Below are 19,170 nucleotides of genomic sequence, written 5' to 3' on the forward strand. Positions count from 1 at the left end.
TTAATTTGAAAGTGTGGTTACATCGGCACTTTCAATTTCTGTCACAACGGAACTTTGGGTCATCAGATAAAAAACCCATGCCCTTGGTGTTTCCCATGTTTTTTTCGTCGCATTAAATTTACCTCCGAGTTTTATAAAATAACCTGCATCTGCAACAGTTGGGTGCGGGATAATATAGGTGTTTGTTCCCTGAAAAATAAAAGGTTGGTCAGTAGCGGATGTTGCATCCTTCATATTGTAATGGTCGTTATCCATAATCCGGTAACCTTTATTGGTCGTGGCATCAAACATGGTGGTTTTTCCTGTACCTCCAAAAAACACCACATCTGAAGGGACAGAGGCCTCAGTAACATTAGTGCCTTCAAATAAAGCAATTCCCCCTGCATTACCACTGTTTGGCAATAAACCACCGCTGGCACTTCCAAAACCATCACCATCGTTGGTCACATAAGCAATGGCACGGATCCATTTGGAGTCACTGATATTGGTTGAGTTGGCCCCGTTGATTCTTTTATTGCTGCCACCAACATAAAAGAACTCTCCTTTTTTAACCGATCCCGTACTGAGGTTAAATTTATAGGTCCTTCCTCCTCCCGTGGCCCATCCGGCACCCGGAGCCGCGCCCGGGTTTGGTGTTGCACCTCCTCCATTGGTACACATGATCAATGACATCGGGCTTTTTTCAAAATTAATGTCTTTGGTGGCCAGCAACTGAACATATTCGTAATTGCCATCCGCACCTTTGGCATCAGCCACAAAACCACTGATCAGCACAGGGAATTTACCAAGCCCGGGACCATTCGGATCCGGAGGAGCAATACGTTCTGTAATGTCTTCAGTAGACCTCGGCCAGATCTGCATCATTGTAGCTCCTGAACTGTTTTGTGTAGCCAGTACAATACCCGCAAAATTTGCTGTCGCCGGCAAAGCTTCTTTGGCAAAACTTGCCTTAGCTTCAGTATGCATAATAATGCTGTCTGCTCCATTCACAATAGTCCTGTTTCCTTCAAAAGTGGTGGTGGGCAAAGGCAAGGGATTAATTGTTCCCGATTTAACCATAACCAGGGTACTTTCATAATCTCCGGGTTTCAGGTTAATCGAATAACTTGAAGCAGACTGTACATTAACTTTATTTCCGGAAGAAATTTTTCTTATAGAGGCATCGGACAGCCCGGAAATCTGCAAGGCACCATTAAGTTTTTTAAGCACACCTCCTTCTATAGTCACGACAATAGAATCTCCAGCTTTATAGCTCGATGCCGTAGAGAGTGCCAGGGAAATTCCTCTGGTTTTTTGCCTCCTGGTACTTTGCATAATCAACAAACCTTCAGGAGCATTTCCTCCGTCAGGATTAGAGATCACCACTCCGGTAAGCTGAGTAGCTCCGGTTAGGTTTTCTTTATTGAGTGCCACATCCGAACCGTTATACAAGTTCCTGACATTTTCCATAAAAGTCAAAGGACTTAACGTGCCTTCGGCATAATCGTGTTTTTTACAGCCTGCAATCAGAACAATTGTCCAACACAGCAGTAGGTATAAAAATTTCACCTTCATAAAATATTTTCTTTAATAATTGATTATCATTAAGGTCTTTGCCACCAAACCAGAGTATTAATATTATCTGTTCCCTGAATGGCTACCGCAGCACGGTAATTCTGGCCATTTGCAGACTGTACATATACCGGATAATTAAGCCTTGCCGGCATCATCTTATTGTTTTGGAGCCCATCACCCTTAGGCAAAACAGGATGTCCTGTTCTCCGATACTCAAACCATTGCTGCAAATCCGTAAAAAACAGGGCGTAATATTTTTGCAGATGGATCAGTTCCATTTTCTGGTCCAGGGTATAGGCATCGTCCCATTTAACCTTGTCAAAAGTGAAATAATTATTGGGCACGGTATAACCCCATAAGGTGATGTCACTGCTTACCCCGGCTTCATAATAGGTTTTGGCTGGTTTTGAGCTGATCCAGCCTTTGGCTGCAGCCTCTGCCAGGATCAGCTGAAGCTCTGCATAATTCATAATATTTCCCAGTAAAGGTTCAATCTGAAGCTGCGTCGGAAAAGAAGATTTTCCAACAGGCGTCTGGCCCGGGACATAACCACTTGGGATTCCGGCATATTCACCCTGATAAAGGGTTGCCCATTTTTGAATTCTCGGATCACTTCGTTCATTCAGATTATCGACAAAAAAACTACCGAGTTTTGGACCATACCAATCTCCTGGCCTCCAGGTGGCAAAAGGCGAAACATAAGGTGCAACACCTGTCCAGCGAAGAATTGCCGAATCGTCATTACCGGTCATTACCGGATAATTAGCCGCTTTAGTATCAACAATTTCTTTAATTTTTGCACTGGCACCGGCTTCTGCTTTTCCCGAAACACGAAGTAATAACCTCAGGTACAGTGAATTTCCAAACTTTCTCCATTTCTGATAATCACCTCCATAAACCGGATCACTGCTGGAAGGGACTTTAGCCCCGGTTTTTAACAATTCATTGGCCTTCTCCAATTTTAGCATCAAATCGGGATAGATGTCTTTTTGCTGATCAAAAGCAGGTGTATAGACACCTTCCTTCGCTTTATTGGCCTGCGTATAGGGTACATCACCATAGGTATCGCTCAGCATAGAAAATATCCAGGCCTGACAAATCAGGGAAACCCCCATATAGGTATTGCTCAGGTTGTCTTCCCCTCCCTTATAAATGTCATTAAAATTACTCAGCTGGATGTACCAGGAATTCCACAGGTAATCTGCTTCAGCGGTGCGCACATCATACCTGAAAAGTTTACCTTCAGTATCCCCCATGTCAACCGTAACTTGCATAAATTCATTATTGATCCTTTGACTCCTGCTCATATTGGCAGAAACCACACTGGTAATGGCCGGCGCCAGTAAAGTTTGCGGCAAAGCAAATTCACTGGTATTTGGATTGGTATTGAGTTTCTGAAAATCTTTGGTACAGGAAACAACGCTCAGTGCCAGGGCAGTCAGTAATACCAGTGATTTTATCGATCTGTTCTTATATTTTTTCATCTGTTTTATTGTTTGTCAGATTGTATCTCTTTTATTAAAGGCCTATCACCAGGTTTAAACCAAAAGTCCTGGTGGAAGGAAATTGTCCATATTCAAATCCTTTATTAATGTCACCAGAACCGTCCAGTGTTCCAAATTCCGGATCAAACAAAGGCCATTTGGTAATGGTAAAAAGGTCCCGTCCATAAACACCTACCGAAGCCCGTTGTATGCCAAACTTTCTGGCCAGTTTTACCGGTAACGCGTAATCAAAACGGGCTTCCCTGAGTTTGATAAAATCTGTGGAATAGGTTGTGCCCTCTACGTTGTCCCGGCCATAATGCGCTGTATAATAATTTGGTGCATCGGCAATCCGGTCATTTGGCCTGAAAGAACCATCCGGGTTTTTAATGACCCCCTGTCCGATAATTCCGTTATACCTTCCTGGTAACGTGTTTTTTGTTTTTCCCTGTTCGGCAAGCGCAGCTGCAGAAAGGGAATAACCTACTGCTCCATACTGGGAATCAAACAAAAAGCTCAGTGAAAATTGCTTATAACGGAAATTGTTGCCAATACTGGCTTTCCATTTTGGGTTCGTATTGCCGATATATTTTTTTTCAATACTGATCACCGGTAAACCATTTTCATAAATAATCTGTCCATCGGGTGCCCTTTCATAAGCACGGCCGTAGAGGTCGCCCATACTTCCGCCAACAACAGCCACGACAGCACCCCTTCCACCCGGTCCATTCTGAAGGATCAGCTGTTCCAGTCCGGGAGTCAATTCAACAATTTCATTCCGGTTGGCAGCAAAGGTGGTATTAATGGTCCAGGTGAGGCCACTTTGATTTTTCACAGGGATACCTGTCGCTGCAATCTCAATCCCTTTATTGCGGACCAGACCTGCATTCACAATTACATTACTCATCCCAGAAGCAGCATCCACTTTTGAAGTCAGGATCTGGTTCCTGGTATTGCCTTTGTACAGGGCAACATCCAGTGTGATGCGGTTATTGAGGAAGCGAAGGTCGGCACCTACCTCGTAACTGGTTGTATATAGCGGCTTCAACCCAAGGTTTCCCAGCGTCGTCTGATTGGCAAGGCCTCCAGGGAAAGTAACCTGTGGGTTATAACTGAAAGAGGTCAGATAAGGAACCACATCACTACTTCCCACTTTGGCCACTGAACCTCTTAATTTCGCAAAAGAAATGGCCCTTGGTAATTTAAGCCACTCGGAAAGGATTAAACTACCATTAACAGAAGGATAAAAGAAAGAGACATTATCAGTTCCTACTTTACTGGCCAATATGCTGCTCCAGTCATTACGTCCGGTAACATCCAGGTACAGAAAATTTTTATAACTGGCCGTGAATAAACCATAGAAACTGTTCAGGGCATAGGATCTCCGGTAAGGATAGGGAGCGAGTACCCCAGCGCTATTGGCTAAGGTATATACTCCGGGATAGGATAAAGAATCGGCCCTTAATTCATCCTTGATGTATTTATTTTTCAGCATACTGCCTCCTGCGGTTGCTGAAACTTCAAAGTCCCTGTTTATTTTTTTATTGTAACGCAATAGAAAGTCGCTGCTGATTTCTCTGGAAAAACTGTTCTGTGTCCTGTACATCCCCTTCTTATATTTTTCCGTATCAAAAGGCCTTTGCTGTGACCTTTCATCATAAGAAAAGTCAAGAGAAGTTCTTACCATCAGGCTCAGCTCTTTGGTAAAACTATAAGTTGCCTGCGCATTTCCGGTCACTCCGTTTCTGGTAGATTTATTGAGCATTTCATTGGCGATCAGGTAAGGGTTATCCGGATAGCTGCTAAAAGGAAAGCTCTGTTTCAGGTTTTCCTGACCCGGCATCCAGTAATCCTTCAGCCAGCTGATGGGCGCGCTGGGCTGCCAGAATAAATACCAGTACATAATGGATTGGTTGTTATAACCTGTGGAAGGTAAATTGTCACTGGATTTATTATTGTAATTTACCTTGGCTGCAATCTGCAGTTTGTCGCTCACTTTCTGGTTTAAAGAAAGTGCAACAGAATTACGGTCATATCCGGTATTTGGAATAATCCATTTATTGTTGGCATTGGTCACAGAAAAACGTGCAGAAGTTTTGTCATTTCCACCATCCAGGGTCACACTGTTGGTTAGGGTCCGGCCAGTTTCAAAAAACTTCCTTGAGTCATTCACATAAGGCACCCATGGGGTCCTTACGGTTGATTTGGTATGGGTAAGGGGATCATATTGATAAAACAGCTGTCCGTTTAATTTCGGGCCCCATGCAGAACTGGTACTTCTTGTGCTCGCTCCATCTTCTGAAGCATTATAGGAATAATAATTGTCCCCGTCTACACCCTGGCCGTACTCATACTGCAGGTCCGGCCAGCGGTTGATCCTTTCAAAGGCGGTATTGGAATTGATGGTCACACCAATGCCTTTTTTTACCTTACCCGATTTGGTGGTAATGATAATGGCCCCGTTTGCCCCCCTTAATCCATAAAGTGCAGCAGCTCCCGGGCCTTTCAGTACCGTCACTTCTTCTATGTCTTCCGGATTAATATCATTTAAACCACTTCCAAAATCTACAGGCGTTTCGTCGCTCAGGTAGCCGGAACCTCCGTTACCGGTTGTTTTTCCACTGGATTGGCTGATCACGACCCCATCGACAATAATTAAGGCCTCATTGGTACCGGTCAGGTTGTTTTCTCCCCGCAATATAATTTTATTGGAGCCTCCAGGGCCGCCATTTGAGCGGACCAGGTTTAAGCCCGCAACTTTTCCGGAAAGGGCATCTGTCCAGTTGTTGGAAAGGGCATCGGTCAATTGCTCTCCCTTAACCACTGTGGCAGAATAACCCAGCGATTTTTCTTCCCTTTTGATACCAAGTGCAGTCACCACGACTTCATTCAGCTGCCCTGCAGAAGGTTGAAGTGAGGTATTCAGTACCGTGTTTTTATCGGCCTGTACCAGCAGGTTTTCTTTTCTGAAAGTTTCATAGGAAATAAAGCTGATTTCCACTGTGTAAGAACCAGGAACCACACTTAAGGAGTAAGAACCATCGTTCTGGCACTGGCTGTAAGCATCAGCCCCCAGCACTTTAACCGAAGCTCCGGGAAGGGGTTGCCCCTGTTCATCCAAAACCTTTCCTGTTATTTTACCTTTGGATTTTGGCCTGGCCACAATCAGGATGTTCCGGTCATTGGATTGTTTAAAAGTAAACAACGTTCCGCTGAGCAGCAGGTTCAACGTTTCTTCTATGGTGCGTTCCGCCTTGTTCAACCTGACGATACGCTTATCATTCAACTGGCTGTTGTTGTAATTGATGGACAGGCCTGTTAATTTTTCCACCTGCTCAAAGGCATCTTTAAGCATGATCCCTTCAGCTCCGAAGGTTATTTTTTTACTGCTAATTGTTGGGGACTGGGCCCTGGATACACCAAAAAATACAGTAAGGAGTACCAGTATGGTCAGGAACCATAATTTTTTCATACATTTATCTTGTTAATACTTATTCATTCATGAGTGTAACTCTTTAACTTAGAGCCTGGAGTTGTTACCAGCAATTCCGGGCTACTTGAATTCAAACCAGGTAGCGCTATTCCATAATTTTTCCTCCTTTTTGATCGTTATCTGATATAAAAATATGCTTACCCTTAACGGTACAGCTAAAACCAGTGAGTGTTTCTATGTCTTCCAAAACCTGTTTTAAGGGAATGTTTTTGAACTTTGCAGTAAGCTTAGCGGCACCCAGCTCCGGATCAGTAAATTCAATTTTAACGCCATAGCGATGCTCCAGCGAAGCTGTAATTTCCTTTAAGGAGGTATTGTAAAAAACAAAATTATTATTGATCCAGCCGATCAGCGCCTGCGCGTCTGCATGACCAGAACTGTATAAACCACTTTCGGTATTAATTTCAATCTGTTCATTTGGGACCAGGTATTTCAGTAAACGGGACTTCCCATTGACATTTGCCACAACACCTACTTTTCCCGTCTTTACGGTAACCTCTACCTTATGTTCGTCCGTATACGCTTTTATGTTAAAAGAAGTTCCAAGAACCACTGTACTGATTTCGCCACTTTGCACCACAAAAGCTCTTTTTGGCTGATGGGTTACATCAAAAAAAGCTTCACCATCCAGGTAAACTTTACGCTGGCGGCCCAGAAATTTTTTCTCATATTTCAGATGGCTTCCCCCAGCCAGGTAGACGATGGAACTATCCGGCAATAGAATTCTGGAATGCTGTCCATCCTGATTACTGATCTGCGCATATTCCAGGGACTCCGGGTTTGCCGGGACCGCAAAGCGGTAACCAATAACGGCAATTCCGCAAATCAAAAAAAACAAAGCGGCATAGGCTACAAGATGTATTTTATAACTTAGTGCTTTTTTCTCTGAATGATTTACATGGGCCTGTATCTTTGACCAGCTTGCTCCAGCATTTTCCGGTTCTTTAAAATATAATTTTGAGGCCTCCAGGATTTGAATTGTTTCACTAAATTTTTCCAGATTGCCGGTTTCCGCCTCAATCCATTCCTGCAACTCCACCAGGCCCTGGTCACTGATGGTCTTTTCAAAATACTCAACTATTAAGCGATAGCTCTGATCTTCCATTTAAATCTGTCTCTATAATAAAGACAGGTTCCGGGAAAGAAATACGTAGCTTAAAAAGTTAAATTTAGGTTAAGAAAATGTTAACTACCTAAGGTGTAATTTCTGGCATTTTTTAACAGTTCACGAAGCTGGGCAAGTGCCTGGTATAAGGTTGTTTCTACTGTTCGGACAGAGATCCCCAAAATCGCTGCAATTTTATGCTTGTCCAGATTGTCCATCCGACTCATGAGTAAAACTTCTCTTTGTCTTTGTGGCAAGCGATCGATCATTTTTAGGGTAATTCCATAAGACTCCCTTCCGGAAAGGATTTTAAAGGGTGTATCCCTTTCCTGCAAAAAATGTTGAGCCAAATCCAGGTCTTCTATAGAGTCGACCGGTTCTTTTTTCTTTTGCTGATAATTAATGGACAAATTTTTTGCGGAAACAAACAGGTAGTTTTTTACATTCAGAATGATGTTGCTTTTTCTGTTGTCCCAGACTTTGATAAAAAGATCAGCAATAATTTCTTCTGCTGCTGAATAGTCCTTTGTATACAGGCTACAAAACTGGCAAAGTATTTTATAATAGCGGTTAAAAAGTGTTTCAAGTGCTACTGAATCATTTTTTTTTAGGAGCGCCACCAATTCTTCGTCTGTAGGTTCGGGGTACATATCAGATGCTGTCTTTACCGGCAAAGTTAAAGAAGCAATGTTAGGTCAATATTAAATCGGTAAAGAAAACACCCCTGCATATTAAACTTCTTCTGATTACCCTTTGCAAATTTATTTTACGAATAATTCATATTATTACGAATATTTCGTAGTATTACACAAAAATCGTAAACTAAACTATTAATCTGAATCAAATGAAACCATTCCTTTTTATTTCCATTATCACCTTAGGTCTGTACAGTTCAGGTCTAAAAGCCCAGGCTCCAGATACCTTAAGGGCAAAAGCAACCTATTCTTTTTCACACGTTCAGGACACCAACAAGCGTGACCAGCCTTATACCGAACAAATGGTATTACTGCTTGGCAGGAACGCAAGTGTTTATGTAAGTATGGACAAAATTGTCCAGGATGAGCAGCGTAAAAAAATGATTGAAGAGCAAACCAAAAATATGGCACCAGGAGGCAATTTCAATTTAAACCTGGGAAGCATTAAAAAGACCACCCGCCAGGAACTTTTTCAGTATGCTGCAGAAAAAAAACTGATCACTAAACAGAATCTGGTGAATAATTACCTGATTGAAGAAGCTCTACCCCAGATTTCCTGGAAAATCAGCAATGAAACCACAGTGATCTCTGGTCTCAATTGCCAGAAAGCAACCACACACTTTAAAGGGAGGGATTATATCGCCTGGTTTTGTCAGGACCTGCCTTTTCAAACGGGTCCCTGGAAATTAAACGGGCTCCCAGGTTTAATTGTAGAAGCTTATGATACAAAAAAAGAGGTTGTCTTTAAATTCGATGGCTTCGAAGAGGTTAAAAACAAAGCCCCGGAACCGGAAAAAGAGTTACCTGATGGCAGAGTGATGAGGTTCTCGGGATTAAGCGGTACAGAAATATTAAAATCACAAACCATCTCCTTACCAAAAGATGCCATAAAAACCTCCCAAAAGGATTATGACAGGCTGCAGGAAGCGATGAAAAAAGATCCCGCTGGTTTTCTGAATTCAGCAATGGCAGGATCTTCGGCCAATGGCAAATCGGGCAGTATTAAAATTGTTTCCAGGCCAGAGGGCAGCACCATAAAGCCTGCAATGAATAACCCTATAGAGCTACCGGAAAACAAATGAGAACCTTAATTAAACTCCTTTTTCTGCTGTTTGTATGTTCTGGCTTTAAGGCATTTCCGCAAACGGAAATCAGCGGAACTGTCAAAGACTCCAAAAACAAACCGGTACCTTCAGCCACCATTACTTTAAAAAGCGTCGATGGCAAAATCGCTGCTTTTTCCAGGACCAATGAAAAAGGTCTGTTTAACCTGAAATTACCAGCGGAAACAATCGGCCTGCAACTGGAAATCAGTAGCCTGGGTTATAAAAAGCAAACTGTTCCGCTTGTCCCTGCCCGCAGTAGCTATAACGTTAACCTTCATGATTCGGCTATTGATTTACCCACCGTGGTGATCAATAACCGACCGGCACTCAAAGCCACTGGTGATACTTTAAGTTACAAACTTTCAGATTTCAGCGAAAAACAGGACCGGGTTTTGGGTGATGTCCTGAAAAAAATGCCGGGCATTGAAGTGGCTTCCAATGGCAAAATTTCCTATAACGGTAAAAACATCTCCAATTTTTATATTGACGGGGACAACCTGCTGGATGACAAGTACAATATTGCCACCAAAAGTATTCCCAAGGAAATGGTCGATAAAGTACAGGTAATTGAAAATGACCAGCCGGTAAAAATGCTCCGGGGAAAAAGCAACAGTGAGGATGTTGCCTTGAACATTACCATAAAAGATGAGGCCAAATTAAAATTGGCCGGACAAGCCAGTCTGGGTGCCGGCTTTCCGGAGAAATTTGATGTCAATGCCAATGCCATGATGTTTAATAAAAAATACAAGGGCATCAATTACCTTAAAGGGAACAACATCGGAAAAGACCCGGCCCAGGACCTGGTTTCACATAACCTGTCGGATTATTTAAGGCGTATAGAAAATGGAAAACCGGGTGCTTTATTGTCCAGTGGTGCAGCTGGTGTGCCGGACCTGCCCCAGAACAGGTATTTGTTCAATCAGGCGGGCCTATTTAATGTAAACAACCTTTTCAACCTTAAAAAGGATGTGCAGCTAAAAACCAATGTCTACTATCTTTTTGACAAGCAAAAAAGGGAATACAATAAATCAACTGACATTTTCCTACCAACTGGAAATGTGGGCTATACCGAAAGTCAAAACAACATCTCCAGACCACAGCTATTGCATGCACAGGCCAGTCTGAACATGAACAGGGACAAATCTTATTTGAACAATGTGTTTATGGCCGATTACAATCCAACAAGTTATCGTGTTGACCTGGTCACCAACAACCTTCCCTTGCAACAACATTTGAGCCAAAAGCCCTTTGATATTTCCAATGAATTCAACTACATGAATACCTTAAAATCAGGAAATGTATATAACATCTATTCTTATGTAAATTACATCAATCAGCCGGAGCGTTTAACTATTTCCCCAGGCCTTAACCAGGAACAATTTAACGATGGGACTCCTTACGCCAGCTTGGTGCAAAATGCAAAGGTCCCGTCATATTTCACCAACAATTACATTGCCTTCAAACACAATTCACTCAATTTGTTCCAAACCTATAAAACAGGGTTCAACCTGCAGTCACAGCATTTACAATCTTCTTTGGATGCGGTCCAAAATAATCAGCGTACACTGGCAGCTACTGCTGATGCTTTGAATGACCTGAACTGGAATAGTTTTAAAGTATACGGGGAAGGAAATTATGAATACAAAAGTACTGATGAAAGGTTAAAAATAACGGTTAATATCCCCTTGTCCTACCAGAATATTCATTATAAGGACCCTGGTCATTCTCTGGACAAGCAGTTGGAAAGATTTTTTGTAAGCCCAAGGGCCAATATAAAATACATGACCAGTATTGAAAACTATCTTACGGCATCTTATGGGTTAAGAAACGAACTGGGGGGACTGGATGATATTTATCAGGGTGCAATATTAAAAAACTACAGGACTTTATTTGCCAATAATGCCCCGGTCACAGAAAGAAGAAGTCAGACCGCAGCCCTGGGTTTTAACTACCGCAAAGCCATAACCATGTTTTTTTTTAATGTACAAGCTATGTATAGTAAAATTCATGTCAATACCATTTCCTCCAGTATCATTACCGATAATTTACAACAGAGAATCGTATTGCCTTTTGGAAATGACATCAGCAGCTACAGCCTTTCGGGCAGCATCAGCAAATATTTATTTGCACTTAGAAGTACGGTCAGCGCTGGCGCCAACTGGTCACAAAACAACAGCAGTCAAATCCAAAACAATGAACTTCTCCCTTACAAAAGCGAAAACAATACTTTTAAAGCAGGGCTCCAAAGTAAGATCAGCAAAAACATCAATTTAAATTATGCCATTGATTACAGCCTGATCAAAACAAAAACGGCGGCCAATGCCGGGGGGGGAACAAAATACAACCAGATCAAGCAACAGGCCGACCTATCTGTAAATGTGCTCAGCAATTTATTCTTTACCTTAACTGCCGAACACCTGTATACCCGCCAGTCGGGACAGGAAAAATTAAGTTACCTGTTTTCCGATCTGACCCTCCGCTATAAAGCCAACAAAATCAATACGGATTTTGAAATTGGTGTAAACAACCTTGCAAACATTAAAACCTACAAAGCAATTTACACCTCGACCAACATGCTTACTTCAGGTACTTACCTGATTCCGGGAAGAATTGGTGTATTTAAAGCAACCTTTAATTTTTAGGCGTTTGAGTATAGGAGGAGGTATAAACAAAGATGGTCCCCTTATGGGCATCATCTTTGTTTCTGATTACCCTTATACTTTTGATTTCCCCGGCCTTTAAGTCTTTCAATTGTGCCGGCGAAATTTCCTTTCCATCCTGCTCCGCTTTTAATTCAGTAATCGTGCCGCTTCCCATGGCTTCTTTTGGGCGTGCAACCCCAATTGCCCTGATCACTACATCATCCCCTGAGGAAGGGGTAAAAGTCCCATTCGTTTTATCTAACCGTACAGTAATGGTCTTTGGGCTTTTCCCTTGCACACCGTTAATCCCGGGCTGATCTATTACTTCTCCAATCCGCTTTGCAATTCCCACCATCCTGGTATGTATTTCTGCTGTATCAGCAGGTTTGTTTCCTGTATAAGTCATTTCCATTTTAATGATGCGGACAGGTTCCTTTGTTTCTTCCTGAACTGGTTCAGGTTGCGGTAACGGCAATAGTTTTACGGCCTGCATCTTTTTTTTCTTTGCTTTTGGAGCAATGCTGGCCACAACTGGTTCCGCTGCTTTTTCAGGAAAAATCTGCGAGACCATCTGATGGATCTTTTTTTCTGTCTGATTGCTTTTGATCTCTGTTCTGATTAACGTAAATGCCGTTGTAATCAAAAATATAAAAGGAAGCAATAAGGCATATCTGATGAGTTGAAAGGAGGAAGACTGTTTGCTGTTCATCATCACAATTCGCCTCCTGATACCTGTAATGTTAAAATTGTTCATCAGTACAGAAGGTTTTATACCTGATCCGGTGTACAGCATACTGTATTGATAAGCCTTGCGGTCAATTCCTTTTCTTAAAATTTTCTGATCTGTAATGAATTCTACATTTTCTTTAACGGCCTTACGCATAAACCACACGCCCGGGTTAAACCAGTAAAATACTGTTGCCAGTTCAGCCAGCAAAATGTCCAGCGTATGCAGTTCCCTCACATGTACCTGTTCATGTTCCAGAATCGCATTCAATTCTTCGGGATGGTGTTGGCCTGGATTTAAATAAATGCTTTTCCAAAAAGAAAAGGTAGACGACTCGCCTTTCAGCAACCGTACACTATAGGCTCCAATTTCACCCGGAACAGAGGACTTATGTATTTTATATAGGGAGTACAAACGGATGATCATTCTGAGCGCCATATAGAAAACACCCAGCCAAAAAACAACCTTTGCCAGCAGCCAGTAATCGACAACAGAAACTTCACTCATCACGCGATAGATGACCCTGCCTGAAAGCGGCACAACCAAATGACTTGAGGATTTAAAAAAACCGGACAGGTCAAACAGCGGGTACAAGGAGGAAAAGAAAATACCGGCAATCAAAAAAAACCTGTTCAACGTATAAAAAGTAAGCCTTCTGAGGATCACATAATAAGCCAGACAGAAAAGGATCAGGGAAAGATTTACTTTAAAAAGAAAGGTAAAAAATTCTGGCATAACAATCAGGAATTAGGGTTCTCGATAAGGTTAATGATCTCTTTTAGCTCTTGTGCACTAATTTTCTTGTCTTTAGCAAAAAAAGTAACCAGTTCTTTATAGGAGTTTTGAAAATAATCATTCACAAAACCCTTCATGAATTTTTTCTTATAATCTGCTTCTTTAACCTTTGCACTGTACCTGTAGGCATTGGCCATCTTTTCACTTTTCAGAAAGCCTTTTTTTTCCAGGTTTTTAACCGTTGAGGCCAGGGTTGTATAGGGTGGTTTGGGCTCCTGCAGGAGTTCCATAAAATCTTTGATAAAACCAGTTCCAAATTGCCATATGGCCTGCATGGCCTCTTCTTCCTGTATTGTCAGCTTTTCCATAATACGAATATATCGTAAATATACGAATACTACGTTTAAATATTCCGTATCAATCTATTATTTTTTATTGCAACAAACTCAGTTAAAGCCTGATCTGATGGATCAGTTCTTCATACCTCGTCCTTCCAACAGGCAAAACCTCTCCGTTTTTAAGCAAGACCTGATATTTGCTCCCTGCTTGCACGAGGATTTTTTCAAAATCCCTGCTGTCGGCAATATAGGATTTATGGATCCTTAAAAAATAATCCGGCAAGAGCTGTTCCAGTTTTTCAAGTGATTTGTCATGAAGTTCAGTCCTGCCGTTGCGGAAATGAATTTCAGTATAAATTCCTGAACCTTTAATATACTGTATTTCTTCAGTCCTGAACAACAATATGTTTCCGGTTTTTTTTATAAAAATAAATTTAACACCTGCGCCTTTTGTTTTTTCTTTATTCACCAGACGTTCCATGGCCAGGGACAGTCTGGCTTTATCAAAGGGTTTAGGGATAAAATCCAATACACCGTAATTAAAGGCATCTATGGCTTTTTCCTTATAGGCAGAAATGATAATGGTGTGAAAAGATTCCGCCGTAACGGATTTCAGCACTTCAAAACCGTTTTCCCCATTCAGGTTCAGGTCCAGCAATAACAGGTCCGGGGGATGGTTCCGGATAAATTCTATGCCTTCACTTAATGATCCGCAGATGGTCACCGACACACCGGAAGACCTCATCAATTCCAACAGAAAACGTTCTATTCTTGCCGCTATTCTGGCCTCATCTTCAATAATCAGTACTTTCATCTGTTAACTCCTGTTGTTTTTAATTCTGCCCGTCTTCATTTTTTATAAATCGTAATTCTGGTGATCCAACCTCCGCTACCTGCAGCCGATTCCAGGCTCCAGTTTTGCCCATAACTTTCTGTAAGCCTTGCCCGGACATATTGTAAACCTGTCCCCTCCCTTTGTTTAACTGCTTTGTTGAGCTTTGCCTTGGTACTAAGCTCATAAACCTTAGCCTGTAGATTCTTTTCAAAGCGGAGAGAAAAAGCAAGGGTCCCATCTGTTAAGGGTGTACTATGGGTAATTCCGTTTTCAACTAAAGTATGGAGAATTGCCGGTGGAATGGTATCTCCTTCTTCTATGCCCTGATCTTCCCAGGTATAATGGATTTCTTTACGGAATTGCATTACTTTCAGGTGGCTCTTGCACAAGGCAATCTCCTGTTCCAGAGGGATCCGTTTCTGCTCTGCAATCTGTCCCAGAATGTCCAGCTCCAAGGCCAGCGCCTCTATAAATTCAACCCCCTTTTTGGGCGATTCTTCAACCCAGTCAATGACAGATGTAATGGTATTCATCAAAAAATGAGGCTGGATATTTTTCCTGAGTAAATCAATTTTAAGTCTTTCTGAATGCACAAGTGCTGCCTGATAAGCCTGATCTATTGCTTTAGAACGCAATACAAGAAGATATAACATACTCAGGATCACCAGGCCAAAACTCAGAAACAGTGTATAATCAAAATAGAGCCAGCAACCAAGCAATCCGCTGAGAAAAAGGGCAGTAAAAACAGGACGGCTGCCCACTTTTTTTCTGATCAGCGCTAAAGTAGTCAATAATAAAGACCCCGCCCACATACTGGTGATCAGGAGTTGTTCGGTAAAATCATAACGTCCGTGAAAATAAACATACAGACCTAAAAGAAGACTTACCCACAACAAGCTTAAAAGAAGCAGTCCTGCGGAAAAAAATTGCTTATATAAAAAAAGGGGAATTAGAAAAGCCACACAAAAACTAAGCACGCCTATAATTTCCAAACGAACGGTTTGCACATCATAACGGTATGACCACACCACAGGAATATACTCCACCAGGATCAACAAGAGAAACAAAGTACAGATCAGGGCAAAAATAAGGAAAGACTGTTCCTTCGGGTTGGCGGCATAGAGAAAAAAATAATAAACACTGACAATTAAAAACACCCCGGTCAACATGTACATGAAACTGCTGTACATCAGGGGGAAGCGTAAAATGCTTACATAATTTGCGACACGAACATTATAAAAACTACGATTAGCTATCGAGTAAAAGTTAGAAATCCGCATGGCCAAAACGTGCTTTCCCGGGCCAGCAAGACTATCCGGAAGCAGGTAATAACTACTATGTTTTCCAGGTTGCTCTTCTGTTTTACTAGGTCCGACTTTTCCATTTTTACCAATCGGGTGACCATCCCACCAGACTTCAAAAGAGCCAAGGGCCACAATATGTAAGGCCAGGGGTCTTTCCTTGATCAAAACAGAGTCGAAGGTAAAATGATCACGGAGCCAGAAGATTTCATGACCATTAATCCCGTTGCTTTCCTCCCATTTTTCTTCATTGATATTTTTCGCAGCCCAGGCAATACTGTCTCCTATTTTCAGGCGCATCTGCTCGGGCTTATTCTCTGTATAGGTACAGGAATACAGAACGGGTACAAAAAAAAGCAAATAAAATCTTAGCGTTCTGATGAGCATTTCTTTTATAGTTTCTCGGTGCAAGATAAGTCTAATTACCTAATAAAAAGTGTCGTTCACAAGCGTCCCGAGCTTTTGGAAAGTTAAATCAGCACAGAACCATTTCCTCCTTGTAAAATTGTAACTGAATTGACAGTTGCGGTATTTATCGCAAAATTTCTTTAAATGAAACCTATTATTATTTCCCAGATCATGAAAAATAAAATCCTCCTGTTTCTTTGCCTGATGCTGTGCGCTGCCGGACTTCATGCCCAGGATTACCGCTCCAAAAAAATTGACAGCTTATTAAAGCAGGCTGGCCAGATTGGTATTTTTAATGGCAATGCCTTGGTCGTACAAAAAGGGACAACCATTTACCGCAATGCCATTGGTTTTGCAGATGGCAGTAAAACAAAAAAACTGCAAAGCCATATGCTTTTTGACATTGGGTCTATTGCCAAGGAATTTAACGGGGTTTGCATCATGATCCTGAAAGAACAAGGCAAACTAAAACTCGAAGACAAACTCTCCCTTTATTTTCCCGAGCTCCCTTCCTGGGCCAGCTTGATCCAGATCAAACAGTTATTGAATTACACCAGCGGCCTGCCTTCCAGCAGCCTTAACGCTGATGAGGAAATTCTGCAGGAAATCAAAGCCTTAAAAACCCTTGCTTATGAACCAGGTAAAGCATACATCTACAGCTATAGCAATGTCTGCCTGCAAAAAAAACTTATCGAAAGGATTTCAGGAATGAGCTATAATGCCTTTGTACAAAGGAACCTGATTGTACCCTTAAAATTGAAGCATACTATTATGGACCTTCCAACCGATGACCCTCAAATGGCCCGTGCCTTTAACAACAGTTTTGTAAACGAGTCTTATCGTCAGCAAACCACCGGCTGGCCAAGATTGACCATAGACGACCTGTACACTTTTATCACTGCATTGAACAGTTATAAAATCATCAGCAAAAATTCCCTGGAAGAACTTTCACAAAATTTCCCGGAGGGGGAAAGCAGTCTTGGAACGGCCCGTTTTGAGAACGGATCCCTGGTATGGCACCAGCATCATGGTTCCAATTACAATTATGAGGCCCTGGTCAGTACAGACCTTAAAGACGACATCAGCATCATTTTAATGACAAGCAATCAAAACTTTAAAGTATCACAACTGACCCAGGCCATTTTTGCCATATTAAGGGGCCAGCCCTATACAGCTCCTAAACGCTCTCTTTATTTAGATCTCCGTGAAAAAGTATTAGTCAATTTTGATCAGGGAATGGATTTTTATAAAGATGCCAGAACCAACAAAAAGGACATCTATGACTTTTCTTTTGAGATTGGAGATCTTGTCAATACCGGAAAATATCTGATGAGAAGAAAATTGTATGACCAATCCTTACGAATTTTCGAAACGGGTTTGGCCCTTCCGATCCGCAACACAGACTCCTCTTATGTGTATCAGCTGATGGCTGAATGTTATGTTGGAAAAAACATACCTGAACAAGCCAGGTTATACTATCAGAAAGCCGTAGATAAAGATCCGGGAAACCAAAATGCAAAAGGTTTTTTATCGGGCCTGGGCGGTAAAAAATAAACGGCCCATCGTCTTACCTCTGGTCCATTCCTTAAAATAGAATGGACCATTTATTTTTTTAATTTATCTTCGTTTTGAAAAATTAAAACGATGCTGCCAACAGAGGCCCAGCTGCTTTTATTTGCCGCCATTCAGGGCCTGGTCCTGATCCTGGCACTCTTGCTTCGGGCAAAAAGCCTAAGAGGTGCCAATGTATATCTTTCCCTGTTGATTTTTACAGTGACCATAGAACTATTTGGTGGCTGGGCAATGAGTTTTCGTTACCAGTCTGGTCCAAATGCCATTCCTTTCTGGCTCCTGAATTCCTATCTACTGGTACCTGTAAGTTTACTGCTTTACGCAGGACAGATTACAAAAACCCATTTTATACCAGAAAAATATCAGTTATGGCTTTTTATGCCTGCCTTTATAGAGATCGCAGCGGAACTTATTAATTTTTATCTGTTTAAATATGGTTGGGTAAAAAACACATTATTTAACCTCAGGCCCTGGTTTATATATACCGAAATCTTTCCCCCCTTTTTAACTGTACTCGCCCTTGGCCTGTATCTACTGCTTGCTTTAAGGTTCATTAAACAAAACAAAAACATCAGTCTTCAATTTTATTTTTCACTATTCAGCCCCTGGATTTTAATCTGCCTGGTTACAGGCTTCTGGATCGCAGAAGTTATTTTTGGCTATCAAACCTATCATTGGACCAATGCTTTATTGATTACCTGGCTTTTCGCTTTAGGTTATCATGCCCTTTTGAGGTCTTCTGCTTTTGACGACCTGCCTGAACCAAAAAAAGAAACCGGGATACATTTCCCCCAATATCAGGACCGTATCGAGCTGGACCGGCTGCTCCTTTTGATGGACCAGCAGCAGGTTTTCACCCAGAACAAATTGTCTTTGGCAAAACTCAGTAAATTGCTAAAATTGCCAGAGCGATATGTTTCTTACCTCATCAACAAGAACTTTGAAATGAATTTTCATCAGTTCGTCAATAAGTACAGGGTACAGGAAGTCCTTAAAAAACTTCATGACCCTGCCCAGCAGCATAAAACTTTACTGGCCCTTGCCCTGGAATCTGGTTTCAATTCAAAATCGGCATTTAATGACGTTTTTAAAGCACAAACAGGTAAATCGCCTTCTGCTTATCTTAAAATGCGCGCCCAAGCCCTTCCTTTAAAGCCCTGAAAAGACCGGAAACA

General features: G+C 41.8%; 13 protein-coding genes. 4 read left to right on the forward strand and 9 right to left on the reverse strand.

The features are described 5' to 3' along the window. The 5 genes from B0O44_RS14485 to B0O44_RS14505 form a co-directional block, all read right to left on the reverse strand. Positions 1 to 1,554 carry a DUF5689 domain-containing protein gene (locus tag B0O44_RS14485; RefSeq protein WP_110831779.1) on the reverse strand — a complete coding sequence of 518 codons (1,554 nt, stop codon included), beginning with the start codon at positions 1,552 to 1,554 and terminating at the stop codon, positions 1 to 3. Between the two features lie 29 nt (positions 1,555 to 1,583). Continuing rightward, positions 1,584 to 3,038 (reverse strand): SusD/RagB family nutrient-binding outer membrane lipoprotein, encoded by a 1,455-nt coding sequence (locus B0O44_RS14490; protein WP_110831781.1) that lies wholly within the window; start codon positions 3,036 to 3,038, stop codon positions 1,584 to 1,586. Positions 3,039 to 3,072: 34 nt separating this feature from the next. Beyond that, positions 3,073 to 6,510 (reverse strand): SusC/RagA family TonB-linked outer membrane protein, encoded by a 3,438-nt coding sequence (locus B0O44_RS14495; RefSeq protein ID WP_110831783.1) that lies wholly within the window; start codon positions 6,508 to 6,510, stop codon positions 3,073 to 3,075. A 106-nt stretch (positions 6,511 to 6,616) separates the two neighbouring features. Next, positions 6,617 to 7,636 carry a FecR family protein gene (locus B0O44_RS14500; RefSeq protein WP_110831786.1) on the reverse strand — a complete coding sequence of 340 codons (1,020 nt, stop codon included), beginning with the start codon at positions 7,634 to 7,636 and terminating at the stop codon, positions 6,617 to 6,619. 80 nt (positions 7,637 to 7,716) lie between these two features. After that, positions 7,717 to 8,286: an RNA polymerase sigma factor gene (locus tag B0O44_RS14505; protein ID WP_110831788.1), complete on the reverse strand. Its 570-nt coding sequence runs from the start codon at positions 8,284 to 8,286 to the stop codon at positions 7,717 to 7,719. A 194-nt stretch (positions 8,287 to 8,480) separates the two neighbouring features. Between B0O44_RS14505 and B0O44_RS14510 the strand changes: the two genes are divergently transcribed. Together B0O44_RS14510 and B0O44_RS14515 are read left to right on the forward strand one after the other, a co-directional pair. Then, complete coding sequence (locus tag B0O44_RS14510) at positions 8,481 to 9,413, forward strand: GLPGLI family protein (protein WP_110831790.1); 933 nt, start codon at positions 8,481 to 8,483, stop codon at positions 9,411 to 9,413. After that, positions 9,410 to 12,079, forward strand: a complete 2,670-nt coding sequence (locus B0O44_RS14515) for a carboxypeptidase-like regulatory domain-containing protein (RefSeq protein ID WP_110831792.1) — start codon at positions 9,410 to 9,412, stop codon at positions 12,077 to 12,079. Before B0O44_RS14510 ends, B0O44_RS14515 begins: the two co-directional genes overlap by 4 nt. Here the strand turns inward: B0O44_RS14515 and B0O44_RS14520 are convergent. The 4 genes from B0O44_RS14520 to B0O44_RS14535 all read right to left on the reverse strand — a co-directional run bounded on the left by B0O44_RS14520 (position 12,069) and on the right by B0O44_RS14535 (position 16,402). Continuing rightward, on the reverse strand, positions 12,069 to 13,541 hold the full coding sequence (locus B0O44_RS14520; protein WP_110831794.1) for a M56 family metallopeptidase: 1,473 nt from the start codon (positions 13,539 to 13,541) through the stop codon (positions 12,069 to 12,071). The two genes, B0O44_RS14515 and B0O44_RS14520, sit on opposite strands and share 11 nt — an antisense overlap. A gap of 5 nt (positions 13,542 to 13,546) precedes the next feature. Then, complete coding sequence (locus tag B0O44_RS14525) at positions 13,547 to 13,909, reverse strand: BlaI/MecI/CopY family transcriptional regulator (protein ID WP_110831796.1); 363 nt, start codon at positions 13,907 to 13,909, stop codon at positions 13,547 to 13,549. An 82-nt stretch (positions 13,910 to 13,991) separates the two neighbouring features. Further along, positions 13,992 to 14,693, reverse strand: coding sequence for a LytR/AlgR family response regulator transcription factor (locus B0O44_RS14530; protein ID WP_110831798.1), 702 nt, complete (start codon positions 14,691 to 14,693; stop codon positions 13,992 to 13,994). A 35-nt stretch (positions 14,694 to 14,728) separates the two neighbouring features. Continuing rightward, entirely contained in the window at positions 14,729 to 16,402 is a 1,674-nt protein-coding gene (locus tag B0O44_RS14535) for a histidine kinase (protein WP_110831800.1), read from the reverse strand. 165 nt (positions 16,403 to 16,567) lie between these two features. Between B0O44_RS14535 and B0O44_RS14540 the strand changes: the two genes are divergently transcribed. Together B0O44_RS14540 and B0O44_RS14545 are read left to right on the forward strand one after the other, a co-directional pair. Then, entirely contained in the window at positions 16,568 to 17,977 is a 1,410-nt protein-coding gene (locus tag B0O44_RS14540; protein WP_110831802.1) for a serine hydrolase domain-containing protein, read from the forward strand. Between the two features lie 90 nt (positions 17,978 to 18,067). Next, positions 18,068 to 19,156 (forward strand): AraC family transcriptional regulator, encoded by a 1,089-nt coding sequence (locus B0O44_RS14545; protein WP_110831804.1) that lies wholly within the window; start codon positions 18,068 to 18,070, stop codon positions 19,154 to 19,156. Positions 19,157 to 19,170: the final 14 nt, after the last annotated feature.

The organism is Pedobacter nutrimenti (genome assembly GCF_003208655.1).
GTDB classification, from domain to species: Bacteria; Bacteroidota; Bacteroidia; order Sphingobacteriales; family Sphingobacteriaceae; genus Pedobacter; species Pedobacter nutrimenti.

Excerpts from the sequence above, each read along its gene's own strand:
- B0O44_RS14485 (WP_110831779.1), bottom strand. The coding sequence starts at position 1,554 with ATGAAGGTGAAATTTTTATACCTACTGCTGTGTTGGACAATTGTTCTG.
- B0O44_RS14490 (WP_110831781.1), bottom strand. The coding sequence starts at position 3,038 with ATGAAAAAATATAAGAACAGATCGATAAAATCACTGGTATTACTGACT.
- B0O44_RS14495 (WP_110831783.1), bottom strand. The coding sequence starts at position 6,510 with ATGAAAAAATTATGGTTCCTGACCATACTGGTACTCCTTACTGTATTT.
- B0O44_RS14500 (WP_110831786.1), bottom strand. The coding sequence starts at position 7,636 with ATGGAAGATCAGAGCTATCGCTTAATAGTTGAGTATTTTGAAAAGACC.
- B0O44_RS14505 (WP_110831788.1), bottom strand. The coding sequence starts at position 8,286 with ATGTACCCCGAACCTACAGACGAAGAATTGGTGGCGCTCCTAAAAAAA.
- B0O44_RS14510 (WP_110831790.1), top strand. The coding sequence starts at position 8,481 with ATGAAACCATTCCTTTTTATTTCCATTATCACCTTAGGTCTGTACAGT.
- B0O44_RS14515 (WP_110831792.1), top strand. The coding sequence starts at position 9,410 with ATGAGAACCTTAATTAAACTCCTTTTTCTGCTGTTTGTATGTTCTGGC.
- B0O44_RS14520 (WP_110831794.1), bottom strand. The coding sequence starts at position 13,541 with ATGCCAGAATTTTTTACCTTTCTTTTTAAAGTAAATCTTTCCCTGATC.
- B0O44_RS14525 (WP_110831796.1), bottom strand. The coding sequence starts at position 13,909 with ATGGAAAAGCTGACAATACAGGAAGAAGAGGCCATGCAGGCCATATGG.
- B0O44_RS14530 (WP_110831798.1), bottom strand. The coding sequence starts at position 14,693 with ATGAAAGTACTGATTATTGAAGATGAGGCCAGAATAGCGGCAAGAATA.
- B0O44_RS14535 (WP_110831800.1), bottom strand. The coding sequence starts at position 16,402 with ATGCTCATCAGAACGCTAAGATTTTATTTGCTTTTTTTTGTACCCGTT.
- B0O44_RS14540 (WP_110831802.1), top strand. The coding sequence starts at position 16,568 with ATGAAACCTATTATTATTTCCCAGATCATGAAAAATAAAATCCTCCTG.
- B0O44_RS14545 (WP_110831804.1), top strand. The coding sequence starts at position 18,068 with ATGCTGCCAACAGAGGCCCAGCTGCTTTTATTTGCCGCCATTCAGGGC.